Origin of the sequence: Halocatena marina (assembly GCF_023276375.1) — an archaeon.
In the GTDB taxonomy this organism is placed as follows: Archaea; Halobacteriota; Halobacteria; order Halobacteriales; family Haloarculaceae; genus Halocatena; species Halocatena marina.
In genome coordinates this window covers 126,383-144,014 of sequence record NZ_JALLPK010000002.1, presented here as the reverse complement: position 1 = coordinate 144,014, position 17,632 = coordinate 126,383, and the positions used below count along the sequence as shown (strand labels likewise).

Below are 17,632 nucleotides of genomic sequence, written 5' to 3'. Positions count from 1 at the left end.
AATATAAATCAATGAATCCAGCATTGAATTTAAATACAAGGAGATGAAATGATATGGTGCTGGCAGAACCAACGCCAATCGTCCACGACCAAACTGACCGTCTCGAAAGATCACGACGACTCGTATCCACATAGACGATGCTTGGGAGAATAAACAGAAAGAACGGTGCTAGAGCGAGTAAATGCATCATAGCAGCCACAAAAATCACAGGCACTGTATAAACAATGTTTGGATACGATCAAATTGTGTCGTCGTGTTTGTTCTCCCGTGGAGATAACGCTATCGAGCAATAGTGAAGGCAACGGAGGCTCTCAGAATGAAACCACCGCTCGCTCACGGCAGTACTTGGTTAAGCTCTATGCTCATTAAGCACCGATTGGACAATATATTCGTATCAAAATAGAAGTAACCAGTGATCGAACGGGGAGATGTATGCCTCGTGCCAAATTTCGAATCAAGCTCCCGGAGCAATTCGTCGAGTTTTCAACCGACCATCCTAATGAGGAGTTCCGAATACCCGCTATCTTCCCCACAGATGGTGGAGTTCGTGTCGCGTTCGAGTCTCCAGCAAAAAATCATACCGCTGTCCTTCGCGCTTTCGATAATGCCCCGATTACCTATGACGTGCTCCACACAGACGAACAGTCCGTTCTGATTCAGTATGAGATGCCGTTCATACCACCACCAGTTCGCGCAGTCTTGGCCTCCGGTAACCTTGTCACACTTCGATTTCCGCTTATCCTTCGTGATGGGTGGATAATTTATGATCTGACAACCTCACATGAGCGGCTGTCGCAGCTCAGAGCCGAGTTTGAAGACTCTGGCCACACCTATGAGGTCGTGTCTGTCACACAATCGCCCCAGCCGACCGATCTGTTGACCAGCCGCCAACGACATTTCATGGTCGAGGCCCTCCAGCGTGGCTATTACGACAGCCCCCGAAACTGTACGCTCACCGATCTTGCGGACGAACTCGATGTTGGCAAATCGACGGCGAGCAGAGTACTCCACAGCGCTGAAGGGACAGTCGTCAAGGAATTTTTCGCAGAACCAGTTGAGTGATTTGAAGGTAGGATGGGGTCCCTCATAGTTCGTAATAAAAAACGTCGGAGTACGGTTCTGCTGAACATCTCCGAAGCTGTCGGATCGGAGCATTGGGTTCTTCGCTCGGGATGCGTGTGAGTAGCGATTGTATGGAACATGTTGCAGCGAACATCCATCGTCCGTGCTCCCGTACTCACATCTCGATGAGACTCGACCCAATTGAGGAGCCTGATGGGATTAGAATGCGGTTCGTCTACTGGATGATGCGCCGGAAGTTCGGCACGGCAATGACCCCGCTGAAGGTCGTAGTGGCGCGCGTGCCAGGATTGTTGGGAGTAAATCGGGCGTTCCAGAAGTTCCATACGAATAAGATTCAGCTCGAGCCTGAGCTCAAGCTCATGGTCGGGACGCTCGTTTCGAAAACCAACGAGTGTGGCTTTTGTGTGGACTTCACACAGTCGGAGGCAATCCGAGAGGATCTCGAGATGGAGAAGTTTAACGCGCTCGCGGAGTATCAGACGAGCCCCCTCTTCACTGAACGGGAGCGCGCAGCGTTGGCGTATGCAGAGGAAATCACGCGCCAAAAGACCGTCTCCGATGCCACGTTCGAAGAACTCCGCACGCATTTCAACGATCGAGAGATCGTCGAAATCACAGTGCTGAATGCGATGCAAAACTTCACTACCCTCATCAATATTCCGCTCGAAATTGAATCCGACGGGCTGTGCGCGATTGCCCGGTCAGAGACGAAGACTGAACAAGGTGAACAAACGTCCGTAAGAAGCGTACAAGATTAGCCGAGAATATCGATGAGCACTATTGAAACAGCCCTTCCCATCGTGCAAGGACTGCTTGGACTCCTCATGGTGGGTGCGGGCAGCGTGAAGATAATCGGTATAGATTTCGCAAAAAAGGACTTTGAGCGGTATGACTATCCAGAGTGGTTCCGATTTGTTACTGGTGGCATCGAACTGATTGGAGGTCTTGGATTACTCGTCGGGATTGTGTTTGCGCCCATTCTCGCTGTCATTGGTGGATTGCTAATCGCCGCTACGATGATCGGAGCTATCCTGACGCATCTCTTCCGGGTTGACGATCCCCTCTGGAGATCAGTTGGGCCAACGATCTACTTCATCGCCGGGCTCTTCGTTACGAGTTACCTGGTACTCTCGTTCTAACCATACACAGCACGAGCAGCAGTCTTTTTCCCACGAATCGATAGTGTTCTACTCAATCGATGTAGCGATACCCCGGTATCGATATGAAAATATTGGGGTTGGGAGATACACCGACATTCCACGCACGGAAACAGCGATTCGAAGACATAGTATCTCTGTGACACAGAGTCTCCCGAACCGAGCTAGTAATGAAGCACAACAGATATCATGATTAGATCGACAAAAGATTTAAGCTGTTGAGGAGCTTCCATTCAACCAGATGGTTGAATATCCATCGACAGATAATGATATTATGTCAAAAGAAACTAGTCTGAACGCAGAACCTACGAATGAAACCGAGTCGTACCCAGATCAGAATTGGGGGAAAGTAGCCCTCTGTGTGGGAGTCGCCATAATCGCAGCCCTCGGCGCACACTACGTGCTGTTTGAGGTTGTGTCTGGGGCCACAAATCTCTCTTCAACCGTGCATGCACTTATTGGAATGGTATTATTTTTCATTGCCGGGTTTGTGTCATTTAGTGTACTCTATTGAACACTCTCTATGAGTGTCTTCTAAAATAGACCACCACCAGCAACTCCGGTTTTCTTAACTGAGTATAAACACGGAAATAGTACCAATTGAACTGGCGTAGCATTGAATCAAAGACAAAAATGGGGTCTCTATGAATGTCAGAGAAGTATCGATGAGTTTTGCAACCGAACAGGGATACGTAGAGAAATTTCATATTCAACGAAAAGGTTAAATGGGCTTCTGACGATGGTTAAGCTAGATGGTTGAACGAGTGTCAGACGAGATCGAGTTGAACGAGATCTTCAGAGCACTCGCTCACCCAATCCGACGAGCGATTATCGATCAGTTAGCTGGCGGTCAAGTGCCTGTAAGTGGGGTAGCAGACCCTCACGACGTGTCACTTACAGCGGTCTCAAAACACGTACGCAAGCTGGAGGATGCTGGTCTCGTTACGATCGAAACGGATAGTCAGGTCTGCCGGTGTCACCTTGACGCTACGCCGCTGAGCGTCGCGTTCAGTTGGTTACTCCGATACCGTCTCTTCTGGAAGGATCGCTTCGACACATTGGGTGTCCATCTCGAAAACGACCAATCATGATCTACGTAGCCACCGACTGGAGGAATCTATGACAGACTCCGCAGAGAACGATCAACGAAGCTTCACCGTCAACCGGGTGATTGAGGCGCCGCGTGAACGGGTGTTTGACGCATTCCTCTCTCCAGAGGATCTCGCGGCTTGGATCTCTCCACCGGGGTTCGAAGCCGAAGTTGAGGAAGTAGAGCCTGAAGAGGGCGGGACGTTCCGAATCAACAATCAGGGCGTAACCGAGCAAACAGAGCCAATGTCCCATACATTCAACGGGACATTCGATGAGCTCAGGAAACCTGAGAAAATTGTCTTTACTGATGAGTCGTGGGTCGAACAGATGGGTGAAGCTGCCAGGTATACGCTCGCGGTTACCTTCGATGATGTTCCTAACGGAACTGAAGTCACGATGCTGTGCGAGGAGGCCCCACAAGGTGGCGGCGTCGATCAGGCAACTGCCAGATGGGACGCAGCTCTCGAAAATCTCGCCGATCAGGTGGAGGCATAATTCACTATCTTTTTGAGAGATATGAGCCTGAAATCAATTGAAGGCATCGGGCCTGCCACTGAGGAGAAATTCGAAGGTGCAGACATTACGACTGTAGAGCAGTTGGCCGACGGTGATGCGGCCTCGCTAGCGGAGAAGACAGGCGTGGCTGAACCCCGGCTCGAAGTGTTCATCGACCGGGCCGGTGCCGAGAAGGCCAATCGTGAGTCGATCTCCGAACAGATCGACGCGAGAATCAACGAACTTCCCGACTGGCAAGGCGAGGTGCTCTCCCGAGTTCGTCGCCTCATCAAAGAAACCGATCCAGAAGTGGTCGAGGAGGTGAAATGGAGAAAGCCGTCGAATCCAGATGGAGTCCCGGTGTGGTCTCACAACGGTACCATCTGCACTGGTGAGACCTACAAAAAGAAGGTGAAACTGACCTTTGCCAGCGGCGCATCTCTTGAGGATCCAGCGGGCCTCTTCAACGCCAGCCTGCATGCCAACGTCAGTCGCGCCATCGATATCCACGAGGGAGACGAAATCGACGAGAGTGCCTTCAAGTCCCTCGTCAGTGCTGCAGTGGTTCTGAACGAGTCATAGGCCGCAGTTGATCGTATCATCTCCGCAAAAAGTAACACTTCTGTAGTTCTGATGAATTTACGAGAGCAGCATAAGGAGAAAGCTCGTTAGGCTGCCTCATTATCTTCGTGATGTCGGAAGGTACGAACGCTGGGCCCAATGCAGGGATAGATACCTATGCTTTCGAATCGATAGCAACTGGAAACTCATCTCCCGTCTCGAATCCAACCAATTTTGTATTATTTACTCGATTTAGATCATATTGTTCGCTTCATCAGCCAGCACTCACTCTTTGGAATGTTCAAAAGAAGTATATGTTTCAGGATCTCCTTTGAATACTGATATGGCGTGCTTCCTATTTTCCTCTGGCTTTGAACTTGTGCATCGCATTGTCGAATTATTGCGTGGTAGTTATTTGCTCATCAGGCGACTGATCTCACCAACCAACCCTTGTTCGAATTGTTGAGGTTAGTGACATTGATCGGATTGTATCCGTCAAATAAATAAAAGTAATTAGACGTAATTGATGGGTTTATTACTATTAGTGGATTTATTCTTCTTCTGATGTAGGACTCCACAAAACGAAGTTTTACAGAAATAATTGCAAGTATTCCTGTATCGTGGAGTGTTTGTTCCTACTGACGTATTCCACATCGGCTTATGACACGATTGAATGTATCTACTAACGAAAATGTTACTCTAGGAATAATAATATAGGGTAAGTGGTGCAGTACTGATGCATATTGAATCCCACTCGCCCCCATCTAATTTACAATCAAGGGTCTCCCATAGACGCAGAATAACACCCTGACTCCACCTTTGTATCCCCTGCCTGGTAATGATGCTATGCCCATCGAACATTTTATCTTCTCTCTATATGACAATCTGGGTATGGGTAATCGAATCCAACCGAGTCCTAAAAATCGATGGTACTGGTCGTACAACGATGAGCCAATCCTGCTCTTAGGAGGGACAGATAAAGACAATCTTTTTCAGTGGACTGACAACCGACTACAGGCTCATCTTGATGATCTCGTGAAAGCAGGTGGGAATTTCGTTCGAAATACTATGTCTGGCCGCAAAGAAAACGACGTCTCACCGTTCGAGAAAGATAATAACGGAATGTATGATCTTCACCGATGGAATAACTTGTACTGGGATCGACTTTCTAACTTCCTTGACGAAACTTCCGAGCGTGAGGTCATCGTCGAGTTGACACTCTGGGATCAACACGACTTTGCCGGCTCTAGATGGAATGACCATGCTTGGAACCCAAGTAACAACGATACACTACCTTCAGACACACTTCCTACGACGGGCACCAGTGATTGGCAGGACCACATCGCATTTTTTCGCACAGTCGAAGAGAGTAATGACGCTGTTCTCACTCATCAAAAGCGATTCGTGGACAGAATCCTCAGCTACACGCTCAAGTACGAGAACGTCATTTACAACATCACCAACGAGGGATGGGCCGGAATCGAGTGGGAACGACACTGGGCCGAACACGTGTTAAACCGAGCAAAGGAGCACGGCAGTCACGTCAACATCGCCAACATGAATCTGACGCCAGAGGATTCCGTCAGAAAGGTCATTGAGCATCCCGAGACGTTCTCGTACGTCGAAGTATCTCAACATAATCAAAACGTTGCAGGGGCGAGCGGTCAAGACCACTGGGATAACCTCCAAGCGTGGCGCTCAGAAGTGGCGGACGCTATCGGCCCACGTCCATTCAACAATGTGAAAATCTACGGTGGATATAATGACGGAAATGATGTCGCTGGCGACGCAGAACAAGCGATTCGGTGGTTCTGGCAGAATATACTCGGCGGATGCGCTGCGTGTCGATTCCATCGACAAGTCGCTGGAAATGAAGACACGTGGGGCATCGGTGGGAGCAAGCGAGCACTGACACATATCCGATCGGTTCGAATGATCGAAGAGATGGTTGATCTTTGTAGCCTGACACCGCATCAAGACTTGTTAGTCGACGCTGTCCCCAACGAGGCGTACTGTATTGCTAATCCAGGAAAATCATACGTTGTATATTTCCCGACGGGTAGCGAAGTTACGTTAGATCTCGAGGAGGCCTCGTACCATCTTCGATATCTTACCACCGAAACAGCCACGTGGACAACTCACGATACTATCGATACCACTACGGAAGTGCTGTTGAATCCTTCGGATCAACAGAACCAGATTGTCGTTATTGCTGCTGATCCGTGAATGCTGCTGCGATTGTTGATCTACTAGCTAATCAATTCTGTCCTGATCTATCCGCCCGAAGTATGGAGGTATTCACAATGAGGTAAACGATCGCCAGAGATAGCGCGCTTCACTATAGTTACGAGATAATTCGCGAGTTGGAAGGGGCGAAAAAGGACACAGCTCAGTTCTGACTTTGCAATCGGTTAACTCACCGAAGTAAGTCGTTTTCTCCGGCACCTAAACAAGGCCCACGAGGTAAGCTGCTTGTAGCCGATCGCTGCCAATTAGGTGTGTTCAACGAATTCGTCGCTGTAGACAACACCACGCTCAGCGTCGAGAGTGACGGTGCTTCCGTCTACGATATTTCTAATATCTGCTCCACTAATCATTGGAATTTCCAACTCTCGTGCGATTATTGCCATATATCCCGTGATACCTCGATTGGCACTGACAATACCACCGATCAGGTCTGTATCTCCAGTGAGCTCTTCGTCGAAATCACTCGACACTGCGAGGATCGCACCGTCGGGGATGTTTGAAAGGTCCCCGTCAGACAGATGAACAATTGGGTTGGTGACTTGCCCACCGACAACGACTCGACCAGTCGTCAGTGCCTCTGCTGCCACATGAACTTTCAGCATATTGGTTGTATTCGCTCCTTCAAGATTAGTCATCATCCCACATAGGACGACGACAGTGTCACCTCCATCAACGACATTCGCATCCAGTGCAGCCTGAACCGCCTTCTCAACGACGGCATCAGCGCTCTGATCTGAGACAGGGGCGTACAATGGCGTTACTCCCCATGTCAGTGCGAGCTGACGACGAACTGCTTGGTTTGGAGTTGAGGCAACGACGGGAACAGAGGGACGATATTTCGCTGTCTTTCGTGCCGTATAGCCAGATTCAGTAGCAGCGATAACCGCATCTGCATCGGTATCCCGAGCTAAATACCGCGCCGAACGAGCAAGCGCATCTGTCTTTGCTTCGGTCGATAGTGGAATACGCTGTTCGAGTAATTCGATGTATTCATCAGAGCGTTCTACTTCACGAATAATGCTATCCATCATCGATACCACAGCAACGGGGTGGTCACCTACTGCGGTTTCGGCCGACAACATGACTGCGTCAGTACCGTCAAGGACAGCATTTGCGACGTCCGAGGCTTCGGCACGTGTCGGCCGCCGGAAGTGGACCATTGAATCAAGCATCTCTGTTGCTGTGATGACCGGCTTCCCCGCCTCTCGACACTTTCGGATAATCCGCTTTTGGACTACTGGAACCGTCTCCATCGGACATTCCACACCGAGATCTCCACGTGCGACCATGATCCCATAGGCGGCATCGATAATTTCATCTATGTTCTCGACTGCCCCAGCACGCTCAATCTTAGCGATGATCGGAATTTCGGCACCGTAGTCTTCGATAACTTTGCTGACTTCATAGACGTCTTCGGCATCCCGAACGAAACTCGCTGCGACAAAGTCGACGTTCTTCTGGACGGCTAATTCGAGATCCTCATGATCTTTTTTAGTAACAACGTCGAGATTGAGATCAGCACCCGGTACGTTAACACCCTTACGTCCGCCGAGTTCGCCACCAGTGTCGACCCGCGCTCGAATCGTATCACCCTCGCGCTTGAGGACAGTTGTCTCAATCAGTCCGTCATCGAGTAAGATTTGATCACCCGGTTGGGCGGCATCAATCGAAACAGAAAGCCCGACAGTCTCTGGAGATATTTCCTCATCTTCAATGAAGCTGATTTTTGAGCCAGTCTCAAGTCTCACCGTTTCATCGTGTGATAGCGGTGCAGTCCGGATCTCAGGTCCTTTCGTGTCAAGCATAACCGCGACAGATTCCTTTTGTTCTTCGTCGACTCTTCGAACGTAGTCTACCAACTCTGCACGATCCTCCCGGCTGCCATGACTCGCGTTCAACCGTGCGACGGACATACCAGCTGCGACAAGCTTTCTAATTGTTTTCTGCTCGTTCGATGCAGGTCCCAGTGTACAGATAATCTTTGCACTTCTCATAGTAGTGACTAGCCTAACCACTATCTAAAAGATGGGGATCTGATGAGGGATGTCATATCTTCATATTATAAAATATACAATGATTATTACTACTGGCACTATTTCACTGATAGGCTGTAGTATAACGCCTTCCGTAATTATACGCCCAAATCATTCATTACTTGCCTCCTTGATCTGAAGTCTCGCTAGCAACGTAGATCCAATGCATTTTTAATTTCTTAGATGAGGATATCTACTGATGTTTGAGAATAGAGATACTCTTACAGAGTCACCTGAACACAGACTCGCACTTGACTGCTTGAATGCTGGTATTAGTGCAACTCATCCAAAGTCAGTCGTTAACAAAGCGATCACGATGGATGGAGGAATGCTAATAATCGATGGGATAGAGTACGATATAGACGAGTATGATCGCATTCTCGTTCTGGGCGGTGGCAACGCGGCTGGACAGGTAGCTGCCGCGCTCGAAAAGCGCTTGAACGGCCGAATCGATGACGGTATTGTTGTCACCGATGATCCGGTTCCATTGTCGACGATCGAGTGCATCAAAGGAAACCACCCTATTCCGAATGAGACTGCGGTAGACGGTACTAGACAGGTTCTTCAATTGGCATCGACTGCCTCCGAGAATGATCTCATTATAGCTATTATCACTGGTGGAGGAAGTGCGCTTCTACCGGCACCCGCAGGATCTCTCGGGCTTACTGATCTTCAGACGACAACTGAAAAATTACTCAGAGCCGGTGCTACGATAACGGAGATCAACACGGTTCGGAAACATCTTTCAGATATCAAAGGCGGGAAACTTGCAGGCGTATCTTCCCCCGCGAAGACCATCAGTCTCGTGTTTAGTGATGTCGTCGGTAACAATTTAGGAGCAATCGCTAGTGGCCCAATCTCTCCAGATGAGACGACGTACGATGATGCACGTGAGGTTATTGACCGGTACAACATTGAAACGTCAGCTGCCGTACGTGACCATCTTTTACGAGGGGACGAAGGAGATGTTCAAGAAACTCCCAGTGAGAGCAGCATTTTCGAAGACATCAACACTCATGTATTAGCTGACAATTTCACAGCACTCGAAGCGGCGAGTGATGTTGCTCTCGAGGAAGGTTACGAACCGCTGATTCTCTCGTCTCACATTCGCGGTGAAGCTATCGAAGTAGCGAAAGTCCACGTCAGTATTGCTGAGGAAATATTTGCGACCGGGACCCCCGTCAGTCCTCCCGCAGTTCTGATATCTGGCGGTGAAACGACAGTTACTGTCACCGGTGATGGTGAGGGCGGACCGAACCAAGAGTTCGTGTTGAGTGCGGCAATCGAACTCGACGCTCCATCTATCGTTGTTGGGTGTGTTGACACTGATGGCATTGACGGTAATACCGACGCCGCTGGCGCATTCAGTGACACTTGTACGATTGACGATCGGGCCGCAGCTCAGCAAGCATTAACTGATCATGATGTCTACTCTACTCTCGATGCTGCTGGGTCTCTTCTCAAAACAGGGCCGACTGGTACGAATGTTAATGATCTTCGAGTAATCGTAATCGGTAATCAGTAGGTGGTCAAGACGCTCCACGTGTAGCGTTTTCTGGTTAACATATAATATCCCAACATGTGGAACGCACTGATTCCAATATTGTTGTCCGTCTTTCTACTATTATCCTAAACTCTGTCTGTAGAGTAGCGATTGTATCCTTGTTTAGGACTGATTCACTTAGTGAATTTGGCAAATAATGTGGCACATAGCCACTGAGAACTCGGAAAGTCCAGCGCAACTAATGATATCGAAGTGTGAGCCGATCATATATAGTGTTCCACGAGATGGAACATGATACTCATAGTCATTTTATTAGATTCCCGATTACAACGTTACTATTGTAACTGTATGATGGATGCGTTCTCAATGGAAAACCAATTCATATTGAAGTATATTCAGGCGTATTTCATATTCAGCTCAATTTCATTTACTACTCCAAGAAGCTTGTCTGGTAGCTCTTGGTTGTAAAATTCTCCTTTGAATCGGTTCAGGGGTCCAGAAATTCCAATCGCGCCTAAGGGCTGTCCGTTTGGTTTGAGAACTGGAACTGAAACAGATCGTAAGCCATTGATGTACTCTTGGTCGTTATAACTGACGGCCTGATCTCTGATCTGTTGTAACTCGTCGTAGAGCGCCTCTTCGTCAGTAATTGTGTTGTTGGTGATCTTGGCTAACCCGTGTCGTTCTATGATGGCTATTACCTTCTTGTCTGTCATTTCGGCGAGGATCGCTTTGCCACCAGACGTTGCGTGAATCGGCATTCGTTTTCCAAGCTGTGTATTAGTCTGTACTGCATGTTCGCCCGTTTCACGGTAGACGTAGACCATGTACCCGTGCTCTTCAATCATGAACTGAGCCCGCTCATCTGTCTCTGTAGCAAGCTCCTTGATTTTTGGCTCAATATGTGCATATGCATCTTCCCGGTGGTTTACAGCCGTACCAATGTAAAGGAATCTTGAGCCGATATGATAGATGTCTCCTGCCTTCGTCACATATTCTAGCTCTTCGAGCGTCTTGAGGTATCGATGGATCGTGCTTTTCGGTAAATCAAGCGCAGTTGCCAATTCTGTAACTCTGGCCCCGTTTCGTTTTCGGAGCTCTTCGACAATTCGGAACATCTTTTGTGTCGTTTTCATCGTTCGTATGTCACTATTGTCTACACACTCGTTGACGACTTAAAATGTTTCGTTATATGGAACATCTATTGGCCCTCCTGAGGAGATGATGTAGGTTGTCCCTCCCAGAGTATTACCGATAGTATGAATAGATCATGATATTTTGATTCGAATTCTCACTATCACATACTATCATTGAATTTTTCTTCAAGAGTGGACCTCTGTCTGAGGAATCGCCGGATTTTCAACTATGAGTTGATCCGTTCTACAATGTGGGACTTTATCCCATCTATACTACTGCACTATTCTGTTGAACGTTCATACTCAGCAAAACAGATGAGGTAGAAAAGAGCCGAAACGGTCTTACTTCTCAGCTTCGCCAACTTTCCAAGAATCATTCCAGACACCCTTGTCCTTGTAGAACTCAGCGACGCCCTGATGAACAGGATGTTCAGGAATGATGGCAGTGGCCATATCTTTTGGATCTGAATGGTCTGCGTACGTTTTATCGGCCTCCCTGATCGTGTTACCGTGTTCGTGGCTAACGCGAGCGAATTCACGGGCTGCGTCTGCAGGAACCTCTGGTCCAAGCAGACACTGTAAATCGAGATTCCAGCTAACGATTTTGTTGGTTACCTTTGTGACTTCTTGGTTCCATCCGTAGGGATCAATTTCAGCCAGTCGTGCTCCGCCGACGTTTTTGATTGCTTGTTTGAAGCTATCTCCTACCTTAACGAGATGGACATCGTTTCTTGCATCGATTTGTTTCGCCCACCCAGTCAGTTCAACCCGATTGGACCCATAAACTGCAGCGGCATCCACCCTTCCTTCTTCAATTGCTCCGGGAATATCGCTCGTGTTGACGTTGATGGTTTTGACTCTTTCCCACATGCCGGCTTCGCGCATTACCTCTTCTGTAAGAAGCCGTGTCCCGAAACCAGGTTGAATCGGGTAGACCGTCTTTCCGGGGAAGTCATCAGTGGATTTTATCCCTGAACCCTCAACGGCTACCCAAAAGATATCGAGTCCGTTGAACCGGAACGACTGGTAGCCGATGTTCTTGACAGGTTCTTTCTTGAAACGCCCCTTTTTGCCCACTGCTTTGCTAATCGTATTATTGTCTGTGGCTATCGATGGGATTTTGCCTTGATCGTATTGATACATATTGGCAACGTTTCCCTGCGTCTGCTCGACAGTCATCCGCAACGAGTCACTATGTTCGTTTAGTGCTCGAGCGAATGCTTGCATTGAATTGAATGCGGTACTTCCCTGAGAGGATCCACCCATTCGTAGTTGGTATGATCCGCCACCAGAACCGTCGCCGGAACCGCCTCCGCCTAAGCAGCCTGAAATAGCGACCATACCGATTCCTACTGTTCCTTTGAGCACACTCCGTCTAGTCTGCGTATTGGTTTTCTCAGACATCCGCTCCGGACGTTCAGGTACATACATGATAAATCTTCCTATTTATTATATTCCTCCTGAGTTCTTCGCTATGTGTTTGGATCTATCTGAGAAGAATTAGCGCAGCAATGTTTGGGTGTGCCGAGAGATTTTGAGAGAAAGGTCATACGGCAGAAGATGTCTGTCTCTCAATGATGTTCATTCAGGTTCAATGGTGTGGTTATGCGAATCCATGTTCAATTGAATTGACCAAAACAATATGAAAAGTACACCAAAATGCTTTTATAAGGGTAGAACATCATTCGAATTCATGTCGTATGACATAGCTATAATTCCAGGGGATGGTATCGGAAACGGAGTTACTGATTCGACCGAGCCACTCCTGATCAATCTCGCTGAGAAATATGGGGTTGACATCCAAACAACTCGATTTGACTGGGGAAGTGAACGCTATTTGGATAAAGGGACACTCATGCCTGACGATGGTTTGGATACGCTTGAGAAATTCGACTCAATTCTTCTCGGGGCTGTTGGTCATCCTGATGTTCCGGATCACGTTACGTTACGCAATCTTCGGCTTCCAATCACGAAAGGATTCAACCAACACATCTGCAAACGGCCATCCTACCTTTTCGAAGGAGTTCAAAGTCCTCTCCGAGGATACTCTGGAGGAGATATCGATCTAGTAGTGTATCGCCAAAACACCGAGGGGGAATACGCTGATGTCGGTGGACGTGAACACCGAGGTTTTGAGAATGAGGTTGCGGTCCAATCTGCAGTCTATACTCGTGAAGGAACAGAGGCAATCGTTCGAGCTGCTTTCGAAGCCGCAACAGAACGACGAGGGAAGGTCACGAACATCACGAAATCAAACGCTCAAGCTTACGGAATGGTCTTTTGGGATGAGGTAGTCTCCGAGATTGGCGAGGAGTATCCAAACATAGAGGTAGAGCGTTTGCTTGTTGATGCTGGGAGCATGGATTTTGTCCGTCGGCCTGACGAGTTCGATGTCGTTGTCGCTTCGAATCTGTTCGGTGACATTCTCACTGATATTGGTGGAATCATCTCTGGAAGCCTTGGGATTGCTCCCTCGACGAATATCAACCCAACTGGAGAGTATCCGTCTATGTTTGAACCGGTTCACGGGAGTGCCTTCGACATCATGGGTGAAGGGATCGCGAACCCGATTGGAATGGTGTTATCAATATCTTTGATGTTTGAGCACCTCAACGAGGAAGAGATCTCCAAGGCCCTTTGGGATGGAGTCTCTGAACAATTGGCGGATGCGAATGGACCACGGACTCCAGACATTGGGGGCAACTCAACAACGTCGGATGTTGTAGGAGACCTCGAAAATCGCCTGCTCAAGTAAACATGTGTCGCGACAGGATCTGACGGTAGTTCATAGAGTGAGGAATTTTGAGAATCACGCGACGAGTGAAGCAGTCGATTTTTGCTTGAATCTTGAGTATCAATATTCTCTCTGTTCGTTTCTATTGAACCCAATCGATCCTGAGTGATTTCGCCATATGCGAATCAATACCATAAGTAATTTATATTGTTTGATTCCACAATCATGATGGAACATGGTAGCAAGACGTATCCAGCGATTGGAGTCGATAAACCTCGAAGAAAAAGTCGGGAGCACATTGTTACTTTCTTCCTTGGCGATGTGGGCGTTAGTCATATTCTACGCTTACACGGTTTCAATGCCAAGGGCACAATACGGTGTGTTATTCATCGCTGGTGCAATCGGTGTGTATATTCTTAGTGAATTAGAAGATGTCGTTGCTAAAGGGGAGTACATTGACGCAGTGTTGTTATTGTTATCTCTGTTAGTAACTATTGTTATTACAACCTATGTAAATCTGAATTTCAAGGAACTCCACGTAGACAGAGTTGGCTACGCCCTGTCACACGAATACCTACTGGCAGCCGCTTTCGTCGCAGTTGTGATTTACCTCTCTTGGCGATCGTTTGGAAGAACGTTTCTTACTATTCTCATCGGTGCGTTGTTGTACGGCTACTTTGGAAACTTGATTCCGGGACTGTTAGGTCACAGTGGATTGAGTTATAGTCGCCTTCTTCTCCTCTTGGTATTGGATATAACCGGACTCTACGGATTCTTGACCCAACTAGTTGCGGCATGGATCGCTCTGTTTCTGCTCTACGCAGGTCTGTTAGAAAGCTACGGAGCTTTCGACCTGATTTTCCGCGGAGCAGTTCGGACATCTAAGTATATTGATTCTGGAGTTGCCCAGACTGCTGTTGTGGCGAGCGCTGTCATCGGTTCAATCAACGGATCGCAGACAGCGAATGCCGGTATGACGGGATCATTCACTATCCCAATGATGAAGGAGAACGGCATTAAGCCTTCAACGGCAGGCGGTATCGAAGCCGTTGCCTCGACGACTGGTCAAGTGCTACCTCCCGTGATGGGCGCTGGTGCATTCATTATGGCGTCACTTCTCGGGATCAGCTATGTTACCGTCATTACAGCGGGGCTTATTCCTGCAACAATAATGATGGTTTGTATCGTCATCGCGGTCCATTACATTGCGAGCAATCAGCTAGACGCAATCGATGTTGATGAGGTTCTAGATGAATTGGAAGACCGCTCTCGCCAAGACACACTCGTCGACGTGGTCAAGTTCATCATCCCATTCTTAGTGTTGGTATACACACTTGGGATAATTCAGTTGACGGTGATGACCTCCGCGCTCTATACCGCTCTTACGATGCTAACTACGGGAATTTTATTCCCCATCATTCATGCGGCATTTGAATCTCGCTCAATGGAATCTGTCTCCACCACGACCGAAGAAACACTCTCTGACACGTTGTCTGGTTTCCGACGCGGAGCAATTATTACAGCACCAATTGCTATCATCCTTGCAGCAATTAATGGTGTTGTTGAGATTTTGATGACTACAGGCGTTCCCGGAATCCTCACCCTCTCCATGATGGATATCTCAGGAGGTGTGATGCTTGTCGCAGTTTTGGTCTCGATGGTGATCTGCATCCTTCTTGGACTCGGGATGCCAACAACCGCTGCGTACACGGTTGTGGCACTGCTTGTAGCACCAACCCTCGTGAATCAGTTCCTCGTTCCTGAACTCGGCGCACATTTCTTCGTGTTCTACGGTGCGATTCTCTCAGGTCTCACACCACCAATAGCAACGTGTGCGGCTGTCGCTGCTGGAATTGCGGACGCTGACTTTGTCGACACGTGTTATGAAGCGATCAAGGTTGCTGCTCCCCTGTTCGTATTACCGTTCTCGTTCATCTACCATCCAGTGATTGTCTCTGGATCGCTTGGTTCCGAAGCACTGTTTACGGGGCTACTTATTTTGCTTGGTGGACTCAGCATTATCCACGGTATCAACTATCGATTTGGATACAGCAAGTGGAAGCAGATGGTTGTCGGAGCATTATTCTTCGTAGCAGGTATCCTCACAATGGTCTACCCCAGCTCGACCGTTCAATATACAGGGGCGATCGTTATTATTGCACTATATATCATCCAACAACTCACGACACATCACCTATCCGTCGGTGACTTGATCAAAAATCAAGCAAAGTAAAATAATCCAAGCCCATTTATCATTTCAGAGATGAGGGTGGGCGAGAATTTGCCGCCAGCTGCGGGTAAGCTCTGCCGAGACTGCTTTGTACGGGCGTAGATTTCATCTCGGTCAGAGCAAGTAGCAATAGATTCATTGTTTCTCTTGTAACGAAGTCATTGGCGGGTCGATTGAGAGGGAGCGCGAACGCTGTCGTGTCGTGCGGTCGGTGTGTAGCATTATTGAGGAGTGTATGAGCGTCAATAATGACCACCCAGAGATTGAAGACGGGTCCAGACTGGTCAATCGGTTTGTGGCGAAGACGACCTACTCAACTATCGTGCTGTAATTTTTACTTAGCGTTTCTCTACTTGTTATCGCTGCGACGGTTGATCGATTACTTGGTCTAGATGGACATCAATGAGACGTTCAGGAAGTGAGCCGTAGGTGATGAAAACGACGTACTCTATCGTTGAAATCTTGTTCAGTAGTGTAGCCGATTTAGAACTGACCACGCAATATTATCATCAAACAAGATTGATAGTATCGATGATGGCTTTAACGAGTGGGGTGATCAGTTGCTTCTAAGCATATTTTGCATTACTATCATACCGTGAGTGCACTGGCATCAATCGGATTTTGTTCACCGAGCGCAGTACCAGCGTTATGTAACGTGATTCTGCTGATATAGTCGCTGTTCGCCAGAAGTTAGAACAAACCAAGCGCAATGGATTGAAGTAAACAGATCCGCGTCTGAATGATGACTACACATCAGACTGCTATTCTGAATCGTCGACGTCACTCGTGATATCCTCGATCAACCAGTCGTTATTGGTTAGTATTGCACAAAGGCACCGAGAATGATGGTCCTTAGTGAAGATCAGCACACAGAGAATGTGATCGAATCAGAGACAATTGCCGATTAGTCTTTACCGTTACCATACCACTTGTCACGGTGATAATGTTATTTTGACCCCAAACTGCCCTATTAACGTTCATGTGAAATACACTTGTATAATGATCAATATCAATCTATATGAGTAAATACTTCTGTACTACTACATCATACGACTGATTCTTTTGTTCAGTGGCATCAGTAACAAGACTACATCCCGTGCTCCATCACTCAGTACGATCAACTACAACCCAAGTTTTATTACTACTTTGGAAATATCATTCATTTCAGCTTCGATGACCGGGTTATCACGTGACAGAGATCTCGATGTGACTAATTCCAAGTAGTGACTGCAAGGATTACTGTAAAATCCCTCAGACGTTATCATTTCCTCGAACGTAGCCGGTTCGACACCTAACTACTATGAGTACTAGGTGGGGGATTCGTGACAGACTACGAATTCTATCTCACCAGAGCTACCAG

14 protein-coding genes are annotated in these 17,632 nt (G+C 47.9%); 11 read left to right on the top strand and 3 right to left on the bottom strand.

The genetic code is table 11. From position 1 onward, the window contains the following. Positions 1–432 precede the first annotated feature (432 nt). The 8 genes from MW898_RS19270 to MW898_RS19235 all read left to right on the top strand — a co-directional run bounded on the left by MW898_RS19270 (position 433) and on the right by MW898_RS19235 (position 6,614). Positions 433–1,062 carry a helix-turn-helix domain-containing protein gene (locus tag MW898_RS19270; protein ID WP_248909934.1) on the top strand — a complete coding sequence of 210 codons (630 nt, stop codon included), beginning with the start codon at positions 433–435 and terminating at the stop codon, positions 1,060–1,062. A 185-nt stretch (positions 1,063–1,247) separates the two neighbouring features. Next, positions 1,248–1,841, top strand: coding sequence for a carboxymuconolactone decarboxylase family protein (locus tag MW898_RS19265; protein ID WP_248909933.1), 594 nt, complete (start codon positions 1,248–1,250; stop codon positions 1,839–1,841). A gap of 12 nt (positions 1,842–1,853) precedes the next feature. Next, positions 1,854–2,222, top strand: a complete 369-nt coding sequence (locus MW898_RS19260; RefSeq protein WP_248909932.1) for a DoxX family protein — start codon at positions 1,854–1,856, stop codon at positions 2,220–2,222. Positions 2,223–2,481: 259 nt separating this feature from the next. Further along, entirely contained in the window at positions 2,482–2,754 is a 273-nt protein-coding gene (locus MW898_RS19255) for a hypothetical protein (RefSeq protein WP_248909931.1), read from the top strand. Positions 2,755–2,992: 238 nt separating this feature from the next. Next, complete coding sequence (locus MW898_RS19250) at positions 2,993–3,331, top strand: ArsR/SmtB family transcription factor (protein ID WP_248909930.1); 339 nt, start codon at positions 2,993–2,995, stop codon at positions 3,329–3,331. Between the two features lie 28 nt (positions 3,332–3,359). Then, entirely contained in the window at positions 3,360–3,827 is a 468-nt protein-coding gene (locus MW898_RS19245) for an SRPBCC domain-containing protein (protein WP_248909929.1), read from the top strand. A 21-nt stretch (positions 3,828–3,848) separates the two neighbouring features. Next, positions 3,849–4,409, top strand: coding sequence for a DUF1801 domain-containing protein (locus MW898_RS19240; RefSeq protein WP_248909928.1), 561 nt, complete (start codon positions 3,849–3,851; stop codon positions 4,407–4,409). An 870-nt stretch (positions 4,410–5,279) separates the two neighbouring features. After that, positions 5,280–6,614 carry a DUF6298 domain-containing protein gene (locus MW898_RS19235; RefSeq protein WP_248909927.1) on the top strand — a complete coding sequence of 445 codons (1,335 nt, stop codon included), beginning with the start codon at positions 5,280–5,282 and terminating at the stop codon, positions 6,612–6,614. A 266-nt stretch (positions 6,615–6,880) separates the two neighbouring features. On the opposite strand, the gene pyk is transcribed toward MW898_RS19235, so the two are convergent. Continuing rightward, complete coding sequence (gene pyk / locus MW898_RS19230; RefSeq protein WP_248909926.1) at positions 6,881–8,629, bottom strand: pyruvate kinase; 1,749 nt, start codon at positions 8,627–8,629, stop codon at positions 6,881–6,883. A gap of 238 nt (positions 8,630–8,867) precedes the next feature. On the opposite strand from pyk, the gene MW898_RS19225 reads away from it, so the two are divergent. Further along, entirely contained in the window at positions 8,868–10,193 is a 1,326-nt protein-coding gene (locus tag MW898_RS19225) for a glycerate kinase type-2 family protein (protein WP_248909925.1), read from the top strand. 374 nt (positions 10,194–10,567) lie between these two features. Here MW898_RS19225 and MW898_RS19220 read toward each other — a convergent pair whose 3' ends face one another. Continuing rightward, positions 10,568–11,290 carry an IclR family transcriptional regulator gene (locus MW898_RS19220; protein ID WP_248909924.1) on the bottom strand — a complete coding sequence of 241 codons (723 nt, stop codon included), beginning with the start codon at positions 11,288–11,290 and terminating at the stop codon, positions 10,568–10,570. A 360-nt stretch (positions 11,291–11,650) separates the two neighbouring features. Beyond that, a complete protein-coding gene (locus MW898_RS19215) occupies positions 11,651–12,712 on the bottom strand; it encodes a TAXI family TRAP transporter solute-binding subunit (RefSeq protein ID WP_248909923.1) in 1,062 nt (353 codons plus the stop codon). A gap of 289 nt (positions 12,713–13,001) precedes the next feature. On the opposite strand from MW898_RS19215, the gene MW898_RS19210 reads away from it, so the two are divergent. Next, positions 13,002–14,063: an isocitrate/isopropylmalate dehydrogenase family protein gene (locus MW898_RS19210; RefSeq protein WP_248909922.1), complete on the top strand. Its 1,062-nt coding sequence runs from the start codon at positions 13,002–13,004 to the stop codon at positions 14,061–14,063. Between the two features lie 238 nt (positions 14,064–14,301). After that, a complete protein-coding gene (locus MW898_RS19205) occupies positions 14,302–16,275 on the top strand; it encodes a TRAP transporter permease (protein ID WP_373689892.1) in 1,974 nt (657 codons plus the stop codon). The last annotated feature ends 1,357 nt before the right edge of the window (positions 16,276–17,632 follow it).